The organism is Advenella kashmirensis WT001, assembly GCF_000219915.2.
Classification (GTDB): domain Bacteria; phylum Pseudomonadota; class Gammaproteobacteria; order Burkholderiales; family Burkholderiaceae_B; genus Advenella; species Advenella kashmirensis.
The window spans coordinates 2,888,550-2,911,178 of record NC_017964.1 but is presented as its reverse complement, the minus strand read 5'-3'; the positions used below and the strand labels follow the sequence as shown (position 1 = coordinate 2,911,178).

The 22,629-nt window shown below is 54.9% G+C and carries 22 protein-coding genes, 2 tRNA genes and 1 pseudogene; 12 read left to right on the top strand and 13 right to left on the bottom strand.

Annotation, left to right across the window (positions count from 1 at the left end):
* The first annotated feature begins 3 nt into the window (after window positions 1-3).
* The gene (locus TKWG_RS13660; RefSeq protein ID WP_014751391.1) at window positions 4-1,035 is read left to right on the top strand and encodes an amidohydrolase family protein; all 1,032 of its coding nucleotides are present in this window, start codon (window positions 4-6) and stop codon (window positions 1,033-1,035) included.
* Between the two features lie 29 nt (window positions 1,036-1,064).
* Here TKWG_RS13660 and TKWG_RS13655 read toward each other — a convergent pair whose 3' ends face one another.
* The 7 genes from TKWG_RS13655 to TKWG_RS13625 all read right to left on the bottom strand — a co-directional run bounded on the left by TKWG_RS13655 (window position 1,065) and on the right by TKWG_RS13625 (window position 8,128).
* Window positions 1,065-1,958: a LysR family transcriptional regulator gene (locus tag TKWG_RS13655; RefSeq protein WP_014751390.1), complete on the bottom strand. Its 894-nt coding sequence runs from the start codon at window positions 1,956-1,958 to the stop codon at window positions 1,065-1,067.
* Between the two features lie 113 nt (window positions 1,959-2,071).
* Window positions 2,072-3,043, bottom strand: coding sequence for a Bug family tripartite tricarboxylate transporter substrate binding protein (locus TKWG_RS13650; RefSeq protein WP_014751389.1), 972 nt, complete (start codon window positions 3,041-3,043; stop codon window positions 2,072-2,074).
* A 75-nt stretch (window positions 3,044-3,118) separates the two neighbouring features.
* Entirely contained in the window at window positions 3,119-4,105 is a 987-nt protein-coding gene (locus TKWG_RS13645) for a Bug family tripartite tricarboxylate transporter substrate binding protein (protein WP_014751388.1), read from the bottom strand.
* 100 nt (window positions 4,106-4,205) lie between these two features.
* Window positions 4,206-5,228 carry an acyl-CoA dehydrogenase family protein gene (locus TKWG_RS13640; protein WP_014751387.1) on the bottom strand — a complete coding sequence of 341 codons (1,023 nt, stop codon included), beginning with the start codon at window positions 5,226-5,228 and terminating at the stop codon, window positions 4,206-4,208.
* 9 nt (window positions 5,229-5,237) lie between these two features.
* Entirely contained in the window at window positions 5,238-6,389 is a 1,152-nt protein-coding gene (locus tag TKWG_RS13635; protein WP_014751386.1) for an acyl-CoA dehydrogenase family protein, read from the bottom strand.
* Between the two features lie 36 nt (window positions 6,390-6,425).
* Window positions 6,426-6,890 carry a MaoC family dehydratase gene (locus TKWG_RS13630; protein ID WP_014751385.1) on the bottom strand — a complete coding sequence of 155 codons (465 nt, stop codon included), beginning with the start codon at window positions 6,888-6,890 and terminating at the stop codon, window positions 6,426-6,428.
* Between the two features lie 14 nt (window positions 6,891-6,904).
* Window positions 6,905-8,128, bottom strand: a complete 1,224-nt coding sequence (locus TKWG_RS13625; RefSeq protein WP_014751384.1) for a CaiB/BaiF CoA transferase family protein — start codon at window positions 8,126-8,128, stop codon at window positions 6,905-6,907.
* Between the two features lie 287 nt (window positions 8,129-8,415).
* On the opposite strand from TKWG_RS13625, the gene TKWG_RS13620 reads away from it, so the two are divergent.
* From TKWG_RS13620 to TKWG_RS13610, 3 genes are all read left to right on the top strand, one after another.
* A complete protein-coding gene (locus TKWG_RS13620) occupies window positions 8,416-9,033 on the top strand; it encodes a TetR/AcrR family transcriptional regulator (RefSeq protein WP_014751383.1) in 618 nt (205 codons plus the stop codon).
* Between the two features lie 89 nt (window positions 9,034-9,122).
* Window positions 9,123-10,235: an efflux RND transporter periplasmic adaptor subunit gene (locus tag TKWG_RS13615; protein WP_014751382.1), complete on the top strand. Its 1,113-nt coding sequence runs from the start codon at window positions 9,123-9,125 to the stop codon at window positions 10,233-10,235.
* Window positions 10,232-13,297, top strand: a complete 3,066-nt coding sequence (locus tag TKWG_RS13610) for an efflux RND transporter permease subunit (protein ID WP_014751381.1) — start codon at window positions 10,232-10,234, stop codon at window positions 13,295-13,297. Before TKWG_RS13615 ends, TKWG_RS13610 begins: the two co-directional genes overlap by 4 nt.
* 729 nt (window positions 13,298-14,026) lie before the next feature.
* Here the strand turns inward: TKWG_RS13610 and TKWG_RS13600 are convergent.
* Window positions 14,027-14,104, bottom strand: a tRNA-Arg gene (locus TKWG_RS13600).
* Window positions 14,105-14,396: 292 nt separating this feature from the next.
* Between TKWG_RS13600 and TKWG_RS13595 the strand changes: the two genes are divergently transcribed.
* Window positions 14,397-14,849 (top strand): hemerythrin domain-containing protein, encoded by a 453-nt coding sequence (locus TKWG_RS13595; RefSeq protein ID WP_202947713.1) that lies wholly within the window; start codon window positions 14,397-14,399, stop codon window positions 14,847-14,849.
* Between the two features lie 182 nt (window positions 14,850-15,031).
* Here TKWG_RS13595 and TKWG_RS22640 read toward each other — a convergent pair whose 3' ends face one another.
* Window positions 15,032-15,166, bottom strand: a complete 135-nt coding sequence (locus TKWG_RS22640; protein ID WP_014751378.1) for an entericidin A/B family lipoprotein — start codon at window positions 15,164-15,166, stop codon at window positions 15,032-15,034.
* A gap of 126 nt (window positions 15,167-15,292) precedes the next feature.
* The gene (locus TKWG_RS13585; protein ID WP_014751377.1) at window positions 15,293-15,865 is read right to left on the bottom strand and encodes a ferritin-like domain-containing protein; all 573 of its coding nucleotides are present in this window, start codon (window positions 15,863-15,865) and stop codon (window positions 15,293-15,295) included.
* Window positions 15,866-16,095: 230 nt separating this feature from the next.
* On the opposite strand from TKWG_RS13585, the gene TKWG_RS13580 reads away from it, so the two are divergent.
* Window positions 16,096-16,545: a GNAT family N-acetyltransferase gene (locus TKWG_RS13580; RefSeq protein WP_014751376.1), complete on the top strand. Its 450-nt coding sequence runs from the start codon at window positions 16,096-16,098 to the stop codon at window positions 16,543-16,545.
* A 153-nt stretch (window positions 16,546-16,698) separates the two neighbouring features.
* On the opposite strand, the gene TKWG_RS13575 is transcribed toward TKWG_RS13580, so the two are convergent.
* A complete protein-coding gene (locus TKWG_RS13575) occupies window positions 16,699-17,382 on the bottom strand; it encodes an FMN-binding negative transcriptional regulator (protein WP_238534176.1) in 684 nt (227 codons plus the stop codon).
* 298 nt (window positions 17,383-17,680) lie between these two features.
* Between TKWG_RS13575 and TKWG_RS26035 the strand changes: the two genes are divergently transcribed.
* The 6 genes from TKWG_RS26035 to bioA are packed head-to-tail and all read left to right on the top strand — an operon-like array spanning window position 17,681 to window position 20,873.
* Window positions 17,681-18,217 carry an aminotransferase class I/II-fold pyridoxal phosphate-dependent enzyme gene (locus tag TKWG_RS26035; RefSeq protein ID WP_081489300.1) on the top strand — a complete coding sequence of 179 codons (537 nt, stop codon included), beginning with the start codon at window positions 17,681-17,683 and terminating at the stop codon, window positions 18,215-18,217.
* A complete protein-coding gene (locus tag TKWG_RS26030; RefSeq protein WP_081489299.1) occupies window positions 18,109-18,471 on the top strand; it encodes an aminotransferase class I/II-fold pyridoxal phosphate-dependent enzyme in 363 nt (120 codons plus the stop codon). The genes TKWG_RS26035 and TKWG_RS26030 overlap by 109 nt, the downstream gene beginning before the upstream one ends.
* Window positions 18,453-18,872, top strand: coding sequence for an aminotransferase class I/II-fold pyridoxal phosphate-dependent enzyme (locus tag TKWG_RS26025; RefSeq protein WP_050981618.1), 420 nt, complete (start codon window positions 18,453-18,455; stop codon window positions 18,870-18,872). The genes TKWG_RS26030 and TKWG_RS26025 overlap by 19 nt, the downstream gene beginning before the upstream one ends.
* Window positions 18,873-18,874: 2 nt before the next feature.
* Window positions 18,875-19,198: an ATP-dependent dethiobiotin synthetase BioD gene (bioD, locus tag TKWG_RS26020; protein WP_014751374.1), complete on the top strand. Its 324-nt coding sequence runs from the start codon at window positions 18,875-18,877 to the stop codon at window positions 19,196-19,198.
* The gene (gene bioD, locus TKWG_RS26015) at window positions 19,147-19,494 is read left to right on the top strand and encodes an ATP-dependent dethiobiotin synthetase BioD (RefSeq protein ID WP_407636851.1); all 348 of its coding nucleotides are present in this window, start codon (window positions 19,147-19,149) and stop codon (window positions 19,492-19,494) included. Before bioD (TKWG_RS26020) ends, bioD (TKWG_RS26015) begins: the two co-directional genes overlap by 52 nt.
* Window positions 19,495-19,517: 23 nt before the next feature.
* Complete coding sequence (gene bioA / locus TKWG_RS13560) at window positions 19,518-20,873, top strand: adenosylmethionine--8-amino-7-oxononanoate transaminase (RefSeq protein WP_202947712.1); 1,356 nt, start codon at window positions 19,518-19,520, stop codon at window positions 20,871-20,873.
* Between the two features lie 24 nt (window positions 20,874-20,897).
* Here the strand turns inward: bioA and TKWG_RS13555 are convergent.
* Both TKWG_RS13555 and TKWG_RS13550 read right to left on the bottom strand, forming a co-directional pair.
* Window positions 20,898-20,990 (bottom strand) — tRNA-Ser (locus TKWG_RS13555).
* A 160-nt stretch (window positions 20,991-21,150) separates the two neighbouring features.
* Window positions 21,151-22,412, bottom strand: a pseudogene (locus TKWG_RS13550) (aspartate kinase).
* Between the last annotated feature and the right edge of the window lie 217 nt (window positions 22,413-22,629).

The following is a 22,629-nucleotide window of genomic DNA, read 5'->3' as shown; positions in this document are numbered from 1 at the left end:
GGAATGATTATTGATTGCCACGGACACTATACGACGGCGCCCAAAGCGCTTGAAGATTTCAGAAAGCGCCAGATTGCCATGCTGGCCGAAGATCCGGGTGGCGAGTGTGAGCGAATGCGCCATATTACCGATGAGCAGATTCGCGAATCCCTGGAGACAAACCAATTGCGTATTCAACAGGAACGTGGGGTCGATCTGACCTTATTTTCTCCTCGTGCTGGTGGTATGGCCCACCATATAGGTGATACACGCACTAGTGAGCTTTGGACACGGCATTGCAACGATTTGATTCATCGCGCAGTATGCCTGTTCCCGACCAAGCTGGCCGGTGTTTGTCAACTGCCGCAATCACCAGGCGTAAGCACTGCCAATTGCGTATCTGAACTTGTACGGTGTGTGCAGGAACTTGGATTTGTAGGCTGCAATATTAATCCAGATCCTACTGATGGTTATTGGACAGATCCGCCTCTGAGCGCTCATCATTGGTACCCGCTTTTTGAAAAAATGGTTGAACTGGACGTTCCCGGAATGATTCATACCAGTTGCTCATGCAACCCCAATTTTCATTTCACCGGTGCACATTATCTAAATGGAGATACAACTGCTTTCATGCAGTTTGTCCAATCAGATCTGTTTCGCGATTTTCCTACACTCAAATTGATTATCCCGCATGGGGGTGGGGCCGTGCCATATCACTGGGGGCGTTATCGCGGTCTTGCCCAGAACATGGGCCGGCCGCCATTGAGTACATTGCTTGAAAACGTGTTCTTTGATACATGCGTTTACCATCAGCCTGGCATTGAGTTGCTGTTGAACGTCATACCTCACGAGAATGTCTTGTTCGCCTCGGAAATTATTGGTGCAGTCAAAGGCTTGGATCCGCAAACCGGTTTTAATTATGATGACACGAAACGATATATCGATGCCATTGATTGGCTTACGCCTGATGAGCGTGAACTGATCATGGGCGGCAATGCCTTGCGAGTGTTCGGCCGGTTACGCAAGCAGCTGGAGTTCCAGCAGCGCAGTTCGTGATAGCTCTAATGAGCTTCAGTATTCGGCTATCATGTGCGAACCGACATATCCGAAGCCAGCGCCCTAAATCTGGAGGTAGCCATGGATTCGGTTTCCTGCCTGTATACCAATCCATAGCCGATACGCTTGATAGTCGATTCGTCTTCAAGCCGTTTGTAGATGATGCGATAGCGGTTGATGTTTTCCATCACCGACGGCACCAGGGCCAGCCCAAAATTGCTTTCGACCAGTGATAGTACCGTCTGCACCTGCACGGCCACCTGGGATACCTTTGGCGAGAAGCCGGCAGACTGGCATGCAGCCATCATCGCGTAGTGCAGACCGCGGGCATGCTCGGACGAATAGACGATGAATGGGATGTCGGCCAGATCGCTCAGGCGTACCGTCTGGGTGGCCAACGGGTGCCCCTCGGGCAGCGCCAGAATGAAATGATCGTTCTCCAGAATTTGCATATTGACATCGGCGCTGGCCAATATCGGCGTTCTGATCAGTCCGATATCGAGCTTACCCGAACTGACTGCCTGCACGATTTGTGTCGAGGTGGCCTCACTGAACGAGAGCGAAATTTTTGGATATGACGTACGAAATGCCGATACCAGCTTCTGGAACAGCTGTTGTGTGGTTGAGCCGACAATGCCGATACGCAACGAGCCATTGGTGCCTTCGCGGATTTCAAGCGCCGTTTGTTCCACCTGCTCGGCAGCCTGCAAAAGGCGAATTGAGAGTGGCAGAATATGCGCGCCTTCCTCTGTGAGCGACACGCCTTTGGGATTGCGAAGAAACAGCGCAAGCCCCAGTTCGGCTTCGAGTTTCTGGATCGAGACCGAAAGCGGGGGCTGGGCAATATGCAGTTTTTCGGCTGCCTTGTGAAAGTTCAGCGTTTCGGCGAGCACGACAAAATGTCTGATACGGCGCAGTTCCAATTTGAATATCCTGATAATCGCATACCTGGGGCGTTGCCGGTAGGCATTACGGCAACAGTATGAGCGATTTTATCAAGCCTGGCAGAACTGTGGCTGATGTTGCGCCGGCAAGCTTACTGTTTGGCAATACCTGCGCGCGCCGCCGCCTGCGACCAGCGTTCAATTTCGGTCCGTTGAAAGCGGGCCAAATCGTCTGCGTCGCCAGGGAATGCTTCCCAGTTGATTTTTGCCAGAAAGGCTTTGGCATCGTCCGTTTGATAAATGTCCTCCAGGGTTTTGCTTAGCAGATCGCGCAAGTTATCGGGCAGACCGGCAGGGCCGAACGCTGCTGTCCAGTTGACCATGTAATAGTCAGGATAGCCCAGTTCCTTCAAAGTGGGAATGGACGGGGCGCTGGCCAGTCTATCAGTGCCGGTGACGGCAATGATTTTGACTTTCCCTGCATTGGCCAGCGGCAGTATGGCGCCATAGTCGGCAAATACAAAATCCACCTGGCCTGAAGCCAGGTCGGTGAGTGCTGGTGCTGCCCCCTTGTAAGGAATTTGTCTGGCGCTAATCTGTGCCATGGACAGAAATAATTCGGTTGCAATCCGATAGGAAGCACTTCCGCTACCGTAGTTCATTTTCCCGGGATGTTTTCTTGCATACTCGAGCAACTGGGGAATGGACGAATAAGGTGCAGATGCATTGACGGCAACGCCCATTGCGCCAAAGCTGAGTTTGGCCAGTGGCGTCAGACCCTTGACCGGGTCGTAGGGCAGGGACTTGAACATCGCTACATTGGTGGCGACGGGCGAATTGCTGGCAAACAACAGGGTGTAGCCATCAGGCTTGGCATTGGCTACGGCTTCGGCGGCGATGAAACTGTTGCCGCCGGGTTTGTTTTCCACCAGGACAGGAACCCCGAGTTTGTCGGACATGTTTTTGGCCGCATAACGGGCATTGGTATCGGTCCCGCTGCCGGGCGGAAACGAGACGATCATTTTGATGGGTTTTTCCGGATACGCAGCCCATCCGGCCGCCGGGACAATCGACGCGCCAAGTACGGCTGTGACCCAAAGCGCTGCTAAGGGGAATGTTTTCATGTTGTCTCCATCGTTCTATGTTGAATGTCATGACGCGTATGCTGGCTGGCGAGCCTGCTGCAACATGCATTCGCTTCAATTGGATTTGACGCCGGCTTCCTGCACCACCTGTTTCCAGCGTTTGGTTTCCTGCAGGATAAATTGGCGGTAAGCCTCAGGTGTTGAACCAAGCGTCTCTGTTCCCTGTTTTTGCAGGTTTGCCCTGAAGTCGGGAGAATCCAGCGTATCCCGGATGGTTTTGTTCAGTTTGTCGATAATCGGCTGTGGCGTGCCGCGTGGCACCACGACGCCTTGCCAGGCGCCGATCTCAAAGCCTTTCACGCCGGCTTCGTCGACAGTCGGCACGCCGGGCAACACTTGCTCGTTACGCTGCAAGCTTGCCAGCGCCAGGATCTTCACTTTTTTTCCGCGAATGGCCGACAGGGAATCATTTAGTGTGTTGACCATGTAATCAACCTGACCGCCCATCAAATCGACCATCGCGGGGGCGCTGCCCTTGTATGGCACATGCAATGCCTTAATATCCAGTCCTTTGTTGAGCAAAAACCCACCCAGATGGGTGATGTTGCCCATTCCGCTGGAGGCATAGCTCGTCTTGTGTGCAGCGACATGTACCTTGAGCTGCTGCAGATTGTCTACCGGTATCTTTGGATTGACCAGTACGACCAGCGGCACGTTGGCCGTTGTCGATACGGCATCGAACGCTGTCGTGGGGTCATAGGACAAGTCCGGGTACAGGGCCAGGCTCAATGCAATGGATGATGTGTTGTACAGGATGGTGTAGCCATCGGGCTTGGCGGTGGCCACATGTTGCATGCCGATGGTCGCATTGGCGCCACCGCGGTTTTCCACTACGAACGGTTGCCCAAGACGTTGCGCCAATTGTTTCGCCAGTTGTCTTGCAACGATGTCGGTCGGACCACCTGGTGGAAACGGCACCACCATGGTTACCGGCTGTTGTGGCCATGTGATATTGACGGCAGCGGCTGCGCTGCAAAAGCTGGTCAGAGCACAGCCAAGAAGTGCTGCTGCGGCAGATTTGCGGGTGTTGCAGAAATACATGATCGTCTCCTCATGTGATTGTGGACTGCACCTGCGTGAGCGTGCTTATGGCCAGACTGTATTTAACGGGCCGGCTCGCTGGAACCGGCATCTAGCCTGTTTATTGTTCATCCAGGGCTGAAGTCAGGACTGCAAAAAGCGTGTCATTGTTTTTGTTCAGGATGTGCTGTCCGATTTCAGCCGCCCAGTACTGGGCGGAGCCGAAGCAGGACTTGCACTCCCGGATTCTGCGGGTGTACTGATGCAAGGGGTATTCCTGGCTGATGCCAATCGCTCCGTGTATGGCATGTGCGATATCGGCAATTCTGTCTGCAATATGTGCGATTTGAAATTGCGCAATGGCAAGTTGTTGGGAATTCGGTGCCGTCACAGCATTGTCGTTGTTGGTGGCGGCCATCTGCAATGCCATATCGGCAGCGCACACGTGTTCGGCCACTTCGCTGATCTGATGCTGCACGGCCTGAAATTTGCTTACCGGCCGGCCAAATTGCTGGCGTTGAGCAGCATAGTCCAGCGTGAGTTCGAAGGCTTTTTCCATGGCGCCCACCGTTACTGCCAGCATGGCAAATACACTCAAATTAAATAGATCTTGTGCTGCTTGCTCGTGCAGATCAAGCCTGGTCAGGCTCTGCGCCGGCCAGGCCACGGCTGCAAACAGACCGCCATGATAGGCCTGCAAAATCCGGCGATCTTGACTGTGCGCCAGGAAGCATTGCTGATCAGTGGCGATCAACATATGGTCAACCGAATGGCCATGCCAGGCTTTGTGCAGTGTGGCCGAACGGGCCTGCGCATCAACTTGTAGCGCCGCACTGGCATAGCTGAACATGCCGTCGGGCAGGTCCACACTGTGCGCATGTGCCCAGGCACGTATGACCACGGTCTGGGCAAACGGTATGGGCACATTGTGGTAGCCTTCCATCTTCAGTAATGCAACCGCTTCATACAGGCTGATGCCGCTACCGCCGGCCGCTTGCGGCAGCAGCAGGTCGGCAAAGCCACTGGCGTCAATTTCATTTGATATTTCTCTGCGCTGTTCGGCCGTGATTTGCCGGCCAGGCGATGCGCCTGATGTGAGGTGACCGAACAGTTCGCCAAGGGCATCTTCGAGTAATGTGTCCATGTTGTTTCCTTAGCGCAAGCCCAGGCCGCGTGCAATAATGCCGCGCAGTATTTCGCGCGTACCGCCGCGCAGCGAGTAGCTGGGGCAAATCTGGCTGACGAATGACAGTGTGTTGATCAGCTCTGTAGACGGCATGTGAGCGGGATACAGGCCAAGGCACCGGTCAATCAGTTTGGGAATATCCTGTTCCAGCGACGTGCCGTAGTCCTTGACGAGTGTGGCTTCAAGTGCCGGGTTTTGTCCCTTGGCCAGTTTTGCCGTTACAGCAAGCGACATGGCGCGCAACACCGCCAGTCGCGCTGTGATTTCACCCACCGTGCTTTGAATAACCGGACTGTCCCAACCCTGTTGTCGACATTCGCGGATAAAGCATTCGACCAACGCCATGCTGGAGTACAGGCGTTCCGGGCCGCTGCGCTCGAAAGCCAGCTCTGCGTTGACCTGCTCCCAGCCCGCGCCTTCCTGGCCGATCAGGGCATCTGGCGCCAGTTGGACGTCTGTAAAAAACACTTCCGAAAAATGCGCATCACCGGCCAGATCATGAATGGGCCGGATGGTGATGCCAGGCAAGCTCAGGTCGATAATAAATTGCGATAGGCCTTTGTGCTTGTCCTGGGCGGTACCGCTGCTGCGCACCAATGCGATCATGTAGTGCGAGCGTTGCGCATTGGTGGTCCAGATTTTGCTGCCATTGAGCATCCAGCCATCATCATTTTTTATTGCCCGGGTGCGGATGCTGGCCAGATCGGATCCCGAGTCGGGTTCGCTCATGCCAATACAAAAGAAGGCTTCGGCCTGGCAGATTTTGGGCAGATAGAAGTCGCGTTGTGTCTGGCTGCCATAACGCAGAATCAGCGGGCCGCTCTGCCTGTCGGCAATCCAGTGTGCCGATACGGGCGCACCGGCGCCGAGCAACTCTTCTGATACCACGAAACGGGTGAAATAGCCCTTGTCGGCGCCGCCATATTGCTGCGGCAGGGTAAGGCCCAGCCAGCCTCGCTGCGCAAGTTTTTTGCTGAAATCCGCATCGAACCCCATCCAGGATCGGGCGCGTTCAAACGCAGTCATATGCTGCGTATTTTCCTGGATGAAGGCGCGTATCGGTTGTCGCAGGTTTTCGTCCTGGTCGGGCAGCCGGGCAAGTTCAAGATTGGTCAGCATGGTTGCTCGCTTTGTTGTGCAGAAATCACGTCTGAATTATTGCGGGCGGCCAGCCAGCATGCGTTTGACGTCATAACTGATCACAACCACATCATTTTGATTTTTGATGTCTATATGGGTATCGACGACGGCGCGATTTTGCTTGCTGGTCGGTTTGATGCCCGTGACCAGGACATCGGCATGCACGGTGTCGCCCGCGATAACCGGCGCCAGCATCTTTTTATGCACCTCGAGCAGGGCAAGGCCGGTGCCCTGAACCATCGATTGCATGAGAATGCCTTCGATAATGCCGTAGGTGAGCGCACCGGGTACAGGCCTGCCCGATATGGCACCGGCATCGAACGTCTTGTCAATGAATATGGTTTCGAGCATGCCGGTGCAACTGATGAAATTGATGATATCGGTTTCAGTAATGGTTCGCTTGAAGGTAACAAACTTCTGGCCCACTTGCAGATCCTGCCAGTAAAACCCCATGCCCAGTACTTTCGGGTCGTTTTGCATTTTTTATACTCCTGTTAAGTGGTTTGGTCCGGCCGATCACTGCCTACAATATGCTGCTCGCATAAATGGTCGATTTGTTCCGGGCCATAGCCCAGCCGGTCCAGAATTTCCCGAGTGTGTTCGCCAAGCCGTGGCGGCATTTTTAATGGCACCTGTGAATTGGACAGGTGGATCGGATTGTTGGTGTAGCGGTAACGGTGACCCTGGTCGGTCAGCTCTGAGAAAAAACCGGCAGACTGCAAATGCGGATCCTGTTCCAGCTCATTGAGCGTATTGACACGTGCCGCAGGAATTTCCTGCTCATGGCAAAACTGTAACCAATGGGCGGTGGAATGACGTTTAACGATGCTGCCGGTCAGCTCGTACAGCTGATTGATATTTTGCGTGCGCGCGCTGATACTATGAAAGCGGCCGTCCTGCGCCAGTTTGTCATGCCCCGATTCAGTAAAGAACCGCTTCCAGTGCTCATCGGTATAGGGCATCATGCAAATATGGCCGTCGGTTGTCTGGTAAGGTCGGCGCCACTCGGACAGTACCCGGACATAGCCGGCGTCCAGATCCTTGTCGGCCAGATGACGTCCGTAAAAATGTTCAACCAGCACATACGAGACCATGGACTCGAACATCGGGATTTCGATCAGTTGTCCGCGACCATCACGCTCGCGCTGAAAGAGGGCGGCCAGAATCGCGTGCGCAGCCATCAGGCCGCAGGTTTTATCGGCGGCAATGATCGGCATATAACGGACGGCGCCGGTCTGTTGCCTGATCAGATCCGGTATGCCGGACAGGCCCTGAATAATATCGTCATATGCGGGCATGCCGCTATAGGCGCCATTCGATCCGTAACCCAGCAGCGCCGCGTAGATCAATTTCGGATTGTGTCGGGTAAGCGTGGCCGGGTCCAGTCCCAGTTTGGTCAGTTTCTGCGGACGGATACTGTGCATGAAGACATCAGCTTCTTGTAGCAAGCGCTTGAGCACTTCAAGGCCTTCCGGAGTTTTTATATCGATTGCAATACTTTTTTTGTTTCTGTTGGAACCCAGAAATACGGCAGATAAGCCTTCCTGGTAGGCTGGGCCCGTATAGCGTGTGGAGTCGCCCTGTAGTGGTTCAACTTTGATGACTGTCGCGCCGTAGTCGGCCAGGATCAGAGAGGCGTACGGGCCAAAGACCACGGAGGTCAGGTCAACTATGGTAATGCCGGCCAATGCACTGGGGGAAGAAGTGGTGTCGTTCATATTATGATTTTCCGAATAGGAAAAGCATAATCACAAATACGATATTGGTCCAATATTAAAAATAGATTATTTGATATTTGATGAGTATCAAGTTGGCCCGCAACTATTGTTCACTATTGCCAATGACTCATGCTCATGCCCGATGATCCGGGGGATGCCGTGGTCTCAACCTGCACCTACCAGGTCTTTCGTATTGAGTGAATAAGAGGATTTCGTTATGAATAGTGTCTAAAATACGAAATAGTCACTTGTTGTCGAATGATCCGGCATGAGGTAACCTTGCGTTCATGACCAAATCCATTACTTCCCCCGTCTCGGTGCGTGGCCCGGCTGATCACGATGTGAGAGATCAGATCGTTGCCGCCGCCACTGAGCATTTCAGCCACTATGGCTACGAGAAAACCACTGTTTCTGACCTTGCCAAGGCTATTGGCTTTTCCAAGGCTTATATCTATAAGTTTTTCCAGTCCAAGCAAGCCATTGGCGAAGTCATTTGTGCCCATTGCCTGAACCAGATCGAAACTGAGATCAGGACGGCGGTTGAGGATGCCGAGCGTGCACCCGAAAAACTTCGCCGGATGTTCAGCGTGGGTGTTCAAGCCAGTCTGCGGCTGTTTTTCCGCGACCGCAAACTATATGAGATCGCGTCCTCGGCCGCCGGTGGGCGCTGGCACGCGGTGCTTGTTTATGAGGAACGCATCCAGGGCATGATTACGGATATTTTGCAAGAAGGGCGCAGGACCGGAGATTTTGAACGCAAGACGCCGGTAGATGAAGCGACCATGGCAATCTATCTGGTTATGCGCCCGTATTTGGATCCGCTGTTGTTGCAACACAACTTCGATTATGCCGATGCAGCGCCAGCCCAGCTGTCCAGTCTGGTACTGCGCAGTCTGTCACCGTAATCTGCTCAAATTTGTAGAATAGTGACTATTGACTAAAATGGTCACTTAATGCAAAATGAAAGTCCTCATCAAATTGCCGATGGACTTTCATGTGCCTGTACCGCCTCGCCACCTATACCGCTATTGGCGCGCTCTCGCTGTTGCTCACCGCTTGCAGCGAAAATACGCGCGCTGACCCGCGTGCCGATATCCCGTTGGTCCGTGTGGCTGCGGTGCAGCGCGCCACGCCTGCTGCACGCGCTTTTACCGGCACCGTGGCTGCACGGGTGCAAAGCGATCTGGGCTTTCGGGTGTCCGGCAAGGTACTGGAGCGGCTGGTGGATACCGGACAAACCGTCAGGCGTGGCCAAGTGCTGATGCGTATTGATGCAGTCGATCTGAAGCTGGCTGCCCGGGCGCAGCAGGCCGCTGTCGCTGCCGCTGGTGCACGTGCGAAGCAGACGGCAGAAGACGAAACCCGCTACCGTCGCCTGCGGGGAACCGGGGCCATATCGGCATCGGAGTATGATCAGGTCAAAGCGGCGGCCGATGCCGCCAAGGCTCAGCTGAATGCGGAGCAAGCCCAGGCAGAAGTGGCCCGCAATGCGAATCAATATGCGCAGCTGCTGGCAGATGCCGATGGCGTGGTCATGGAAACCCTGGCCGAACCCGGGCAGGTTGTGGCCACAGGGCAGGTTGTGGTGCGCATTGCCCACGCCGGGCAGCGTGAGGCTGTTATCCAGTTGCCGGAAACGCTGCGCCCGAACGTGGGTGCTATCGCCCAGGCCAGCCTGTTCAGCAAACCGGACGTCGTTATTCCGGCCACACTGCGGCAGCTATCGGATGTTGCCGACCGACTGACCCGTACGTTCGAAGCGCGATATGTACTACAGGGCGCATTCGCCGATGCGCCGTTGGGCACCACGGTCACGGTCAGGATCCCGGACGAGCCAGGATCTGCTGCAAGTGATTGGCTGGTGCCGATAGGTGCACTATCTGACTCGGGCAAAGGGCCGGGCGTGTGGGTTGTTAACGGCGAGTCTTCGACCATAGACTGGCGTCAAGTCACGCTCGTGCGTCTGGATGTCGATAGCGCTTTTATCGCCGGTCCATTCAGGCAAGGCGATCGGGTGGTTGCGCTGGGTGCCCATTTGCTCCATGAAGGCCAGAAGGTCAGGGTGGCCGACCAGCGCGTTAGCCTGGGGCACGGGAGTCAGCCGTGAGCAAGCGCGGTTTCAACCTGTCAGCGCTGGCCGTACGCGAGCACTCGGTAACTTTGTTTTTAATTTGCATGATTTCGGTGGCCGGCCTCATCGCCTTTTTCCAGCTGGGTCGTGCGGAAGATCCGGCATTCACAGTCAAAGTGATGACCGTTATTACTGCGTGGCCGGGCGCGACCGCGCAGGAAATGCAGGACCAGGTTGCCGAGAAGATTGAAAAGCGCATGCAGGAGCTGCGCTGGTATGAACGCAGTGAAACGTATACACGGCCCGGTCTGGCTTTTACTACCGTGACCCTGCTTGACAGCACGCCACCATCGGAGGTGAGCGAGGCGTTCTATCAGGCTCGCAAGAAAATCAGCGATGAGGCGGGCAATCTTCCGTCCGGCGTGATCGGCCCAATGGTCAATGACGAGTACGCAGATGTCACCTTTGCCCTGTTTGCCCTTAAGGCCAGGGGAGAGCCGCAACGCCTGCTCGTGCGTGATGCGGAGAAGTTGCGGCAGCGTCTGTTGCATGTGCCTGGTGTAAAGAAGGTCAATATCGTTGGCGAGCAATCTGAACGAATTTATGTGGCTTTCTCGCACGAACGCCTGGCCACGCTGGGGGTAAGCCCCCAGGCCGTGTTTGCCGCGCTCAACAGCCAGAATGAACTGACGCCGGCCGGTTCGGTGCAAACCAAGGGCCCCCAGGTATTTATCCGCCTGGATGGGGCTTTTGATGAATTGCAGAAAATCCGCGATACGCCTGTCCTGGCACAGGGCCGTACCTTGAAACTATCGGACATAGCGACGGTGACACGCGGCTATGAAGATCCGGCCACGTTCATGATCCGCAATGGTGGCGAGCCCGCTCTGCTACTGGGTATCGTGATGCGCGACGGCTGGAACGGGCTTGATCTGGGCAAGGCAATAGATAAGGAAGTGGCAGCCATCAATACCGATATGCCGGTAGGGATGAGTCTGAGCAAGGTCACCGATCAAGCCGTTAACATCAGTTCAGCGGTCGATGAATTCATGGTCAAGTTTTTCGTTGCCTTGCTGGTGGTGATGTTGGTGTGTTTCGTAAGCATGGGCTGGCGTGTGGGGATCGTGGTCGCTGCTGCTGTGCCGCTCACGCTGGCGATCGTGTTCGTGATTATGGCTGCAACCGGCAAGAACTTTGACCGCATCACCCTGGGCTCTCTTATCCTGGGGCTGGGCCTGCTGGTGGACGACGCCATTATCGCCATCGAAATGATGGTGGTGAAAATGGAAGAGGGCTATAGTCGCATCACCGCCTCAGCTTATGCCTGGAGCCATACGGCGGCGCCCATGCTGGCCGGTACGCTGGTTACCGCAGTTGGCTTCATGCCCAACGGTTTTGCACGTTCTACCGCGGGGGAATACACCAGCAATATGTTTTGGATTGTTGGCATTGCCCTTATCGCTTCCTGGGTGGTAGCGGTGGTTTTTACGCCTTACCTTGGTGTGAAGCTTTTGCCTGAACTGAAAAAAGTAGAGGGCGGCCACGGTGCTCTCTACGACACGCCGCACTATCACCGCTTTCGACAACTGCTTGCTCAGGTGATCAAAGGCAAGTGGCTGGTTGCTGCTACGGTTATTGGTCTTTTTGTTGTTGCTGTGCTGGGCATGGCAGTGGTCAAGAAACAGTTTTTTCCGGTATCTGATCGTCCTGAAGTGCTGGTTGAGGTGCAGATGCCTTATGGCACTTCGATTGAGCAGACCAGTGACACCGCAGCCAAGGTGGAAGCCTGGTTGGCTCAACAGCCCGAGTCCACAATTGTCACCGCTTATGTCGGACAAGGTGCGCCCCGCTTTTATCTGGCAATGGGGCCGGAATTGCCCGACCCGTCTTTTGCCAAAATCGTGGTCCGCACCGATAACCCGGACGAGCGCGAGGCGTTGAAATTCAGATTGCGTCAAGCGATCGCCGATGGTCTGGCTCCCCAGGCGCAGGTTCGCGTTACCCAACTGGTCTTTGGTCCTTATTCGCCTTTTCCTGTTGCTTACCGTATTAGCGGTCCCGATCCCGACAAGCTGCGTCAGGTCGCAAGCCAGGTGCAGCAAGTGATGAATGCCAGTCCGATGATGCGTACGGTCAATAATGACTGGGGAATGCGGGTGCCGACGCTACACCTGGCCCTGCAGCAGGATCGGTTGCAGGCGCTGGGGCTTACTTCCAGCTTGGTCGCGCAGCAATTGCAGTTCTTGTTTAGCGGCATTCCGATCACTGCGGTGCGTGAGGACATTCGTACGGTGCAGGTTGTTGGGCGCTCGGCCGGCCAGGTCCGGCTTGATCCTGCAAGAATAGGTGACTTTACCTTGACGGCTGCCGATGGCCAGCGGATTCCGCTTTCGCAAATAGGCAGCGTTGATGTGCGCATGGAGGAGCCGCTCTTGCGTCGACGTGATCGCATGCCCGCGATTACTGTCCGGGGCGACATTGCGGAAGATCTGCAGCCACCAGACGTGTCGGCGGCCATTACCCGGCAGCTTGAGCCAATCATGAACAAGCTTCCGGGTGGCTATCGCATTGAACAGGCTGGCGCCATCGAGGAGTCCGGCAAGGCAACGGCGGCGATGTTGCCTTTGTTTCCCATCATGCTGGCCATTACGCTGCTTATCATTATTCTTCAGGTCCGGTCAATCTCGGCCATGGTCATGGTTTTCCTGACCAGCCCCTTGGGGCTGATTGGTGTGGTGCCGATTTTGCTGCTGTTCCAGCAACCATTTGGCATCAACGCACTGGTCGGCCTGATTGCGCTGTCCGGAATTTTAATGCGCAATACGCTGATCCTGATCGGGCAGATTCATCATAACGAACAGGCAGGACTCAGTCCATTTGATGCCGTGGTGGAGGCGACCGTCCAGCGTGCACGACCGGTGATTTTAACTGCCCTGGCGGCTATCCTGGCGTTTATTCCATTGACCCACTCGGTGTTCTGGGGAACGCTTGCATACACGCTGATAGGAGGCACCTTTGCAGGGACCATTCTGACGCTGGTTTTTTTACCCGCGATGTATTCCATCTGGTTCAGAATCAAGCCCGACAAGGCAAGTTGATAGGCTTTCGGGCATATCGTGCATGCCCCTGTTCAGTCTGGTCTATTTCAGCTAGGGGCCTTGCGGGACGCCGATACTGGCGCGACGTGATCTAAGCCGTGTAACGGCTTGACGTGCAGGCCTGGCTATGTGAGGCGCAAAAACAGGGTGTTATCGCCAGGAGCTGTGAACCAGCCTGATCGACTGGGCCTCGTTCAGGCGTTTGGCTTCCTGTTCTGCGTAGTCCCGCTCTCCCGGCTCGTATGAGCTTCATACAGGCAACTGCTGCGGTGCCATTTGCACTCGTTGCCGAGATTGGCAGCGACCGGCTTTTTATTGGCGCCTCCACCGCAGCCGGCGACAAAGACGGCGAGAGACAAGACAACGGCACATCGGCCAAATGTTTGAACGGACATGTTTCCTTCTCCCAAAGAGGTGTAGCGGCCATTTTATAGCATGTCTGCCAGACGTCATGAGAATGGTCGGGTTAAACGGGAAAACGGCGCTGTGCGGGTTGTGAGACGAAAAGCGGTTAAAAGCAATAAGACCGGGGGGCGGGCGCGTGACACGCTCCCCCCATGTATGGGGTAGTGGGGCGCGCGCGCCGATCAATCCTGGTTGAACGCCTGTTCCTGCTTACGGTATCGCCAGCCATTCTGAATCGAGTGTTTTTGCGATTCAACAGGTCAATTATGTATGTTTCAACAGCACAAAAAACAAAAGGCCTCCATATGGAGGCCCTAAGTAATGTGGCGCGCCCGGCAGGATTTGAACCCACGACCCCTTGGTTCGTAGCCAAGTACTCTAATCCAACTGAGCTACGGGCGCGCTGTAACTGCAAGAAAAGAATTATGCGCTAAAGAGCATCGGATTGCAAGTTCTTTTCATGTTGAATCTTAAAAAATGTTGATAACGCGCGACATGCCTGTCATTTCAGCTTTTTTTGCTTTGATTTTGTTGCTCGAGTACAACGTCAATTGTTGCATATTCATCCAGGTTGAGGCTAGATGTGGGAGGCGATTGGCTGCAGGTGAATTTTGTTGCCATTTGCTTATGGCTTTACGACGGCCATCGCGTATGGCGCAAAAGCCCCGAATAACGGAAAACACGAAAGGGACCTATGATGGAAACAATTTATGATGCACTGCGCGAGAGCCATGAAACCCAACGCAGTCTCTGTAAGCGGCTGCTTCGTACCAAACCAGGTACGGGCAGCAGGGACGATATTTTCAAGGCGTTGTATGTTGAACTCGAAGCGCACGCGGCGGCAGAAGAACGGTTTTTATATGCGCCCATCCTGATGGATGACAACGGCTTGTCGCCTTCGCGACATGCGCTGGCCGAACACCACGAAATTGAGGAAATGCTGGAGGATTTGCAGTCTGAGCCGTCCAACTCACCAGGGTGGCTGGCGCAGGCCAAGGCGTTGTCAAAAAAGGTGCATCACCATTTGCGTGAAGAAGAGAAAAAATTCTTTCAGGCATCTGGAAAAATTCTGACGGATGCGCAAAAAACAAAACTGGCAAAGCAGTATCGTCGTGATTTCGAGCGGATGAAGAAGGTGCTCGCCTAGAAACCTGGCGACCGGTGCGTTTTACGACACCGGCGCGGCGAATCCGGGAGCGGCGACAGAATAAAAAAAGCTGCCTGTGTCATGCATGCATAAGGGCATACACAAGGCAGCTTTTGGTCGATCACCGATCTTGCCGTCTGTTGTTAGACAGGGAGCATTACCAGGATGCTGACGCCTGAAATTTATTTATGGCGTTCAGCAGCGCCTGATATCGCAGCACCACCGCGTTCCAGATCTTGTCCGGCGCCGGAAATGGTATTGCATGCAGCCAGGCCGAGCAGAGATACCAGTACAGCAACAAGTCCCAATTTTTTCATGATTTATTCTCCTATGTCGGTCTAATTACAAATACAACCGTGATAATCCGCGATTCCGAATAAACTGTCAACGTCCGATTGTCGTTGGGGGAAATTTTTTCAGGGAATGTTATTTCAGCTGACTACTCATTTGGTTGCCACCGATCGCATCCAGTCGCTCAGCTCGTCGGCATGCTCCTCTTCGTCATTAAGGATGTTTTCCAGGAGCCGGCGTGTTGTCGGGTCCTTGTCGCCGATCAGCTCGATCATTTGCGTGTAGGACTCGATCGCGACCCGCTCGGCAATCAGATTCGATTTGATCATCTCGTGCAAGTCTGCGTCGTCGTTGTAATCAGCATGGCTGCGGACCAATAGCGTGTCTGGTGCGAAATCCGGCTCGCCGCCCAGTTGTACGATACGTTTGGCAATGGCATCGGCATGGGCTGATTCTTCATTGGCATGAACCAGAAATTCGTCGGCAATGGCAGGGGACTCCAGTCCCGTCGCGGTAAAGTGGTGGCGCTTGTAGCGCAAAGTACAGACAATCTCTGTGGCAAGCGCATCGTTCAGCAGGCGCACAATGTCTTCACGCCAGGGATTGTCTTGCGCTATAACAGCGCCATCATCCAGGCTTTGCTTTGCTCTTTCAATGGCCGCCTCGTCCAGTTGCAGGCGATTGGCGGTATTTTTTTTCATGCTTGTCTTGCTCTTCTCTTTCATAATAACTCCTGTCTTTAAATAAATATTTAATAAGGAATATCGGATTCAGAATAGTGTCAGATAGAATGAATGCCAGCTAGCCATAGATCTATGTTCAAATAATAACATCAATAGACAAGGCGAAAAAATGACTGACGCAATAGGCAGCGATCATATGCCAACGCTCGTGGCGTTATCGCTGCAATGCTATCGTGGCTGATTCGCAATCGCTTCAACGACAGGAAAAACATATGCAGGATATGGATATAAGACGTGCGCAGGTTGAAGATTTTGACCAGTGGAGCGTGCTATGGCGCGGCTACCTGGCGTTTTATGGCGAGCCGGAAGACGCGCAGACCAGCCAGATAACCTGGCAGCGTTTGATAGACGGACAAGAGCCCATGCATGCGCTTGTGGCTGTCCGGGGCGGCCAGGTTGTCGGGTTTGCGCATCTCATTGGGCATCGTTCTACCTGGTCGCAAAAAGACCGTTTGTACCTGAATGACTTGTTCGTTGCACAGGCTCACAGGCAGAACGGTGTCGCCCGGCAACTGCTTGAGCACGCCCGGGATTTTGCGGCCCGCAACGATTATGATTGGTTGTACTGGACCACTCGTGAAGGTAACGCTACCGCAAGAATGCTTTACGACCAGATCGCCAGCCGAACAGACTTTGTACAGTATCGTATTTCCATAGATTGAACCTGATTCGTTGAGTGTCAGGCTCAACGAACACATCCCCATCACATCGGCGTGTCTATGCTTTGACGGAACATCGCGTGCACATTTTATCGTCGTCCATTGTTAAGCCGTGAGGTCATCCGCCGTTGCTGTTGCTGCGTACAGCTGGGGCCGTCAGGTTTTGCCTGAAGACTCCATCGCCTGCGCCAGCGCGCGCTCGCCAGATAAGCCATCGCCATTGCGCAGGTTTTCAATAACGCCGGCCTGATCTGCCGGGCTGCGATTTTGGCTCAACTTCCATTTCCCTTCGATGCTGGTAACGGTGATCTCCAGCCCGACGATGGCGCGTTTTTGCCGGTCGATAAAATCGGCTGGCGCATCTGTGACGTGCCACGGATCAGGTCTGCCGGTTTCCTGCAGGCGGGTTAATGCGCTGATCTGGCTTTGCAGCCAGTCGGCATCATCTGTGGCGGCCAGGGTGCCTCGCATCTGCGCCATGACATAATTCCAGGTAGGGACCACCTGATGGGTTGTGGCCTTGCTTGCATACCAGGATGGCGAAATGTAGCCTTGTTCACCCTGGAATACCACCAGACAGGCAGGATCTGCCGCCAATAATTTCCAATGCGGGTTGGCCCTCGCCATATGTGCCCGCAATACGCCCTGTTCGCCCTCTTCGGGAAAATACAGAAATGGTATTGGGCTGGCCTGCACGCCGTCCGGGCTCTGCGAAATCAGCAAACCCAAGGGATGCTGGCGTATCAAATTTGCAATTGCCTGGGTGTCGGCAACGCGAAAGTGGGAGGGGTTGTACATGACAGTCTGATTCAAAGTGGGATGCCGGTCAGCGGGTTGCACGCTGTAGTCCTATGTACAGTATACGAAGTGCGATGCACAGGCAAGATGCCCAGACGCACGTACCAGATATAAAAATGGGTTGGCCTGGTTTTGCCAGGCGGCAGGTACCCCGCTTATGCTTGCTTGATCTTTGTTGATAGGGAGGGCAGGGGACTGGATGGTATTTATGTTCAGGTAACATCGTCGTTCGTCTTCTATCTTGCGTCTATTTTTCAAATAATTAAAATTTCATTTGCGATGCCTTCTTTCTAGAATAGGGGCTGAACGTCGCATATGCCCGGTTGATGCCGGGAGTCTCATGTTTGCGACAAAGAGTCAGGTGTTGCCCCATATGTATCATTTTTACGATCAATATTGTGTTGAACAGGCCGCCAAAAGTCGACTGCGCGCATTGCCGCCGGTAGATCTCCCGGTGTCGTTCGATTTTTCCAGTAATGACTATCTTGGTCTGGCCACGCACCCGGATGTCGTGAATGCCGCTATAGAAGCCGCCAGACAATGTGGTGCCGGCTCAACCGGTTCCCGACTGCTGTCCGGCAACTACCGTCTGATAGAGTCTTTTGAGCGGCAGATCGCCCTGGACAAACAGACCGAAGCCGCCGTCATATTCAGTTCTGGGTATCAGGCCAATATGACCGTACTGGCCAGTTTACTGAGCCAGCGAGTCCTGCCGGCGCCACCCATTGTTTTTTTGACAGGCTCAATCACTCCAGTCTCTATAACGCGATGTTTTTATCGGGGGCCGAATATGTGCTATTCGAGCGCAACGACATGGCCGACCTGCGCCGTCAGTTGCAACAGTATTATGTGGCCTCCCGGCCCGCGTTTATCGTGACTGAAACGGTTCACGGGATGGAAGCGGATGTGTTGCCCATCGCGGATTTGCTGGAAATTGCCGCCAGCTACAACTGTTTTCTGTATCTGGACGAAGCGCATGCCACCGGTTTGTATGGTCCGCAAGGCTATGGCCTGTCCACGACCGTTGATCTATCGCCGGTGCCGCATATGGTGATGGGAACCTTCAGCAAGGCTATCGGTGGGCAGGCGCCTATATTGCCTGCAATGCGATCATGCAGCAATTCATTCTGAACAGAACGACCGGCTTCATTTATTCAACGGCGCCATCGCCCATGAGCGTGGCGGCCGCCGCCCAGGCATGGCGTATGGTTCCGACGCTTGCTGTACAACGCCGGCAGGTATTTGCCATGGCCGATTTGCTGCGCCAGCTGCTGCGTGCACGCGGTATAACCGTCATGGGTGATGGCACCAATATCGTGCCGGTATGTCTGGGAGATGAATCGGGCACGCTGGCATTGAAGCAGGCATTGCTTGATGAGGGGATGATGGTATCGGCGATCCGACCGCCCACGGTCCCGACAGGTACGTCGCGATTGCGTATTGCCATTAATGCGCTTCATGACAGCGATAGCGTGCACCAACTGGCCCAGGCCATTGTGCGGCACGTGTCTCGTCCAGCGACAGGGTGTTGAGGATGCGTATTTTTGTCACAGGAACCGATACCGATGTCGGTAAAACGCTAGTGTCGGCCTGGCTTTGTCGGCATTTTGGGCTGGATTATTTCAAGCCGGTGCAGGCGGGCCTGCAACCGATGACCGATAGCGAGTGGGTGAAGATCCATGCCGGTTGTCATACTTACCCGGAAACATACCGGCTGCGGGAGCCGGCATCACCTCATCATGCCGCCCGGCTGGAGGCAGGCGGCTCGCGCTGGACGACATACACCTGCCTGTCGCGCCACGGCTGGTGGTGGAGGGCGCCGGCGGCGTCATGGTCCCGCTGGGTACCGAATGCCTGATGATTGATCTGATCGCCAGGCTGGGTCTTCCGGTGCTGGTGGTGGCCTTAACCAGGCTGGGAACGCTTAACCACACGCTGCTTACCTTGCAGGCCCTGCGCTTGCGCGGTATTGCTGTGCTGGGCGTCATACTCAACGGGCCGCTTTGCGACATGACGGCCCGCACCATTGCAGACTATGGTCGTGTACCCGTGCTGCAGCAAATTCCACCGCTACCGGATGGTGTAAGTGCCTCTGCCTTGATGCAAATTGCGCCGACTGCCGCACTTAAACGTGCTTTGGGAATGCAAGAATGAACATGGACAAAGGGAGTGTAAAAATGAATCGGAGAATGGATTGCACGTTGGCGCAACGGGATAAGGCGCTGGTGTGGCATCCGTTTACGCAGGAGCAAACTGCCGCGCCACGCCTGCCGGTCTCGCATGGGCGCGGCCCTTGGCTTTACGATACGGACAATCGTGCCTATCTAGATCTGGTATCAAGCTGGTGGGTGAACCTGTTCGGGCATGGCTGCCCGCACATCGCGCAAAGTATTGCCGCGCAGGCAAACAAACTGGAGCATGTGCTGTTTGCCGGTTGCACCCATGAGCCTGCCGTGCAACTGTGTGAGTCGCTCAATGCCATGCTGCCCGCGCAACTGGGCAAGTTCTTCTTTTCCGATAATGGTTCTACGGCTGTTGAAGTGGCGCTGAAAATGGCGCACCAGTACTGGAAGAATGCGCATGGGCAGGAGCGCAAGCTGTTTATCGGCTTTGAAGGCGGCTACCATGGTGACACCTTTGGCGCCATGTCCGTTGGCGCGCATTGCGGCTATCACGATCAATTTCGTTCCTTGTTTTTCGAATCCGTAGCGATCCCTTTTCCGCAGACTTGGTGGAACGACCAGGAGGTGCAGGCCAGCGAGCAGGCAGCGCTTGCGGCATTGGAAGCTGCTTTGATACGGCATGCCGGCCAGGTCGCTGCCATGATCATGGAGCCGCTGGTGCAGGGTGCAGCGGGCATGCGTATGTGCCGGCCGCAATTTGTGGCCAAGGCATGTGCGCTGGCTCGTGCACACGACACGTTGGTGATTTTCGACGAAGTGATGACCGGCTTTGGTCGCACCGGTACCCGCTTTGCGTTCGAGCAGACAGGCGTGGTGCCGGATTTCCTATGCGTGTCCAAGGGGATAACGGGTGGTTTTCTGCCGTTGGCACTGACCATCACGGGTGACCATATCTACGAGGCTTTTTTGTCCGAGCAGGCTGATCGTGCATTTTCTCATGGGCATTCCTATACGGCCAATCCGCTGGCCTGTGCCGCAGCCGTCGCGGCCATGGATTTGCTGGTTACCGATGAGACTGCCCGTGCGCTGCAGGTGCTGCCGCAATGTCATCATGAGGGATTGCAACTGCTGCAACAAGCCGTGCCGGCGATACTGCGTCCGCGGGTTACGGGAACCATTGCAGCCTTCGATCTGCCGCCGTCGTATCCGCATTCAGCCGGGCAGTTGCACCAGCGTTTCCTGGAAAAGGGCCTGTTGATTCGCCCCATTGGCCAGACAGTGTATGTGTTGCCGCCTATGTCACCAGTCCTGCGCAGTTGCGGGCAGCGTATGAAACGATGGGGCAGGTGCTTGCGTCGGGGTAAGGGTCAAGCCCGTACAAATGAACGCCAAAATGAAAAAAGCCCTTGAATTTCAAGGGCTTTTAGGTGTTTTTGGCGGAGACGGAGGGATTCGAACCCTCGATGCAGGTTTTAGCCACATGCTTCCTTAGCAGGGAAGTGCCTTCAGCCTCTCGGCCACGTCTCCGAACAATCCGAGATTCTAACACGGTTTTTGTGGCCACCGCCACAAAATTTAGTCAAAATGCCAGCAACAGGCGGAAAATTGAACGGGGTGTGGCGACAGCGCCATTGCCTGGCATGCTTGCCGCCCCGAACCTGTTGTTTCTCTTACAGTCAGGCCGCAATCAGGCCTGTTCGGCTTCCTGGTCCAGGCCGAAGGCTTTGTGCAGGGCGCGAACAGCCAGTTCCATGTATTTGTCTTCAATCAGGACCGAGGTCTTGATTTCACTGGTGCTGATCATCTGGATGTTGACGCCTTCCTTGGCCAGCGTGCTGAACATCTGGCTGGCGACACCGGCGTGCGAGCGCATGCCGATACCCACGATAGACACTTTGCACACTTTGTCGTCGGTCAGCACTTCGCGAGCGCCGACTGCAGGCAGGATGGTGTCAGTCAACAATTCCGTCGCCCGTTTGAATTCGTTACGGTTCACGGTAAAGGAAAAGTCGGTGGTGCCATCTACAGACTGGTTCTGGATGATCATGTCGACGTCGATGTTGGCTTTGGCAACGGGGCCCAGAATGGCATAGGCCACGCCGGGCTTGTCAGGTACACCCAGCAACGTCAGTTTGGCTTCGTCGCGGCTGAACGCGATACCGGAAATGACAGCGGATTCCATTTTTGAATCTTCCTCAAAGGTAATTAATGTTCCTGAATTTTTCTCTTCCTGCAGGGCAATGGCAGGGTCGGTGAGCGATGACAGGACGCGCAGCGGCACTTTGTATTTGCCGGCAAATTCGACGGAACGGATCTGCAGGACTTTGGAGCCAGCGATGCCATTTCCAGCATTTCTTCAAACGAGATAACAGACAGGCGCCGGGCTTCTGGCACTACGCGCGGGTCGGTGGTGTAGACGCCATCGACATCTGTATAGATCAGGCACTCGTCGGCGCCGATCGCTGCGGCAATGGCAACGGCCGATGTATCGGAGCCGCCGCGACCCAGGGTCGTGATGTGGCCCTCTGGGTCAACGCCCTGGAAACCGGTGACGATAACGACCCGGCCGCTGTCCAGCTCTGCCTTGATGCGTTTGTCGTCGATGGACTTGATGCGCGCCTTGGTAAAAGCCGAATCTGTTTTCACAGGCACTTGCCAGCCGGTAAAGCTGCGGGCCTTGATGCCTTCGGCCTGCAGGGCCAGGGCGAGCAGGGCGCTGCTGGCCTGTTCGCCGGTAGAGGCGAGCATGTCCAGTTCGCGACCGTCGGGCAAGTCGGAAATGTCCTTGGCCAGCCCCAGCAGGCGGTTGGTTTCACCGGACATGGCTGAGGGCACAACCACGACCTGATGGCCTGCGTTGTGCCACTTGGCTACGCGTTTCGCAACATTCTTGATTCGTTCAACGGAGCCCATGGAGGTTCCGCCGTATTTGTGGACTATGAGAGACATCGAATTTGCAATAAAAGTTGCCCGAGATCGGGAGTAACCCATTATTCTACAACGAGTCAAATATTTATTCTGGAAAAAGCCCGCCTGTCGGGGCATTGCTTCATGTTACCGCCTGGCGATGCGTACTGCGGGGCCATCGCGTTAATGCTGCGACCGTGTAAGCCGCGTTCGTTATGCGCTTCGCGTGCGGACCCGGACATGTCATGTGATCACAGGC

What these genes read in the sequence shown, in the direction of transcription:
- bioA (WP_202947712.1), top strand. Translation starts at nt 19,518, where the DNA reads ATGAATCGGAGAATGGATTGCACGTTGGCGCAACGGGATAAGGCGCTG.
- TKWG_RS13585 (WP_014751377.1), bottom strand. Translation starts at nt 15,865, where the DNA reads ATGAAAGAGAAGAGCAAGACAAGCATGAAAAAAAATACCGCCAATCGC.
- TKWG_RS13660 (WP_014751391.1), top strand. Translation starts at nt 4, where the DNA reads ATGATTATTGATTGCCACGGACACTATACGACGGCGCCCAAAGCGCTT.
- TKWG_RS13630 (WP_014751385.1), bottom strand. Translation starts at nt 6,890, where the DNA reads ATGCAAAACGACCCGAAAGTACTGGGCATGGGGTTTTACTGGCAGGAT.
- TKWG_RS13615 (WP_014751382.1), top strand. Translation starts at nt 9,123, where the DNA reads ATGTGCCTGTACCGCCTCGCCACCTATACCGCTATTGGCGCGCTCTCG.
- TKWG_RS22640 (WP_014751378.1), bottom strand. Translation starts at nt 15,166, where the DNA reads ATGAAAAAATTGGGACTTGTTGCTGTACTGGTATCTCTGCTCGGCCTG.
- TKWG_RS13635 (WP_014751386.1), bottom strand. Translation starts at nt 6,389, where the DNA reads ATGCTGACCAATCTTGAACTTGCCCGGCTGCCCGACCAGGACGAAAAC.
- TKWG_RS26030 (WP_081489299.1), top strand. Translation starts at nt 18,109, where the DNA reads ATGTTTTTATCGGGGGCCGAATATGTGCTATTCGAGCGCAACGACATG.
- TKWG_RS13645 (WP_014751388.1), bottom strand. Translation starts at nt 4,105, where the DNA reads ATGTATTTCTGCAACACCCGCAAATCTGCCGCAGCAGCACTTCTTGGC.
- TKWG_RS13595 (WP_202947713.1), top strand. Translation starts at nt 14,397, where the DNA reads ATGATGGAAACAATTTATGATGCACTGCGCGAGAGCCATGAAACCCAA.
- TKWG_RS26035 (WP_081489300.1), top strand. Translation starts at nt 17,681, where the DNA reads ATGTTTGCGACAAAGAGTCAGGTGTTGCCCCATATGTATCATTTTTAC.
- TKWG_RS13625 (WP_014751384.1), bottom strand. Translation starts at nt 8,128, where the DNA reads ATGAACGACACCACTTCTTCCCCCAGTGCATTGGCCGGCATTACCATA.
- bioD (WP_014751374.1), top strand. Translation starts at nt 18,875, where the DNA reads ATGCGTATTTTTGTCACAGGAACCGATACCGATGTCGGTAAAACGCTA.
- TKWG_RS13620 (WP_014751383.1), top strand. Translation starts at nt 8,416, where the DNA reads ATGACCAAATCCATTACTTCCCCCGTCTCGGTGCGTGGCCCGGCTGAT.
- TKWG_RS13650 (WP_014751389.1), bottom strand. Translation starts at nt 3,043, where the DNA reads ATGAAAACATTCCCCTTAGCAGCGCTTTGGGTCACAGCCGTACTTGGC.
- TKWG_RS13640 (WP_014751387.1), bottom strand. Translation starts at nt 5,228, where the DNA reads ATGGACACATTACTCGAAGATGCCCTTGGCGAACTGTTCGGTCACCTC.
- TKWG_RS26025 (WP_050981618.1), top strand. Translation starts at nt 18,453, where the DNA reads ATGCAGCAATTCATTCTGAACAGAACGACCGGCTTCATTTATTCAACG.
- TKWG_RS13580 (WP_014751376.1), top strand. Translation starts at nt 16,096, where the DNA reads ATGCAGGATATGGATATAAGACGTGCGCAGGTTGAAGATTTTGACCAG.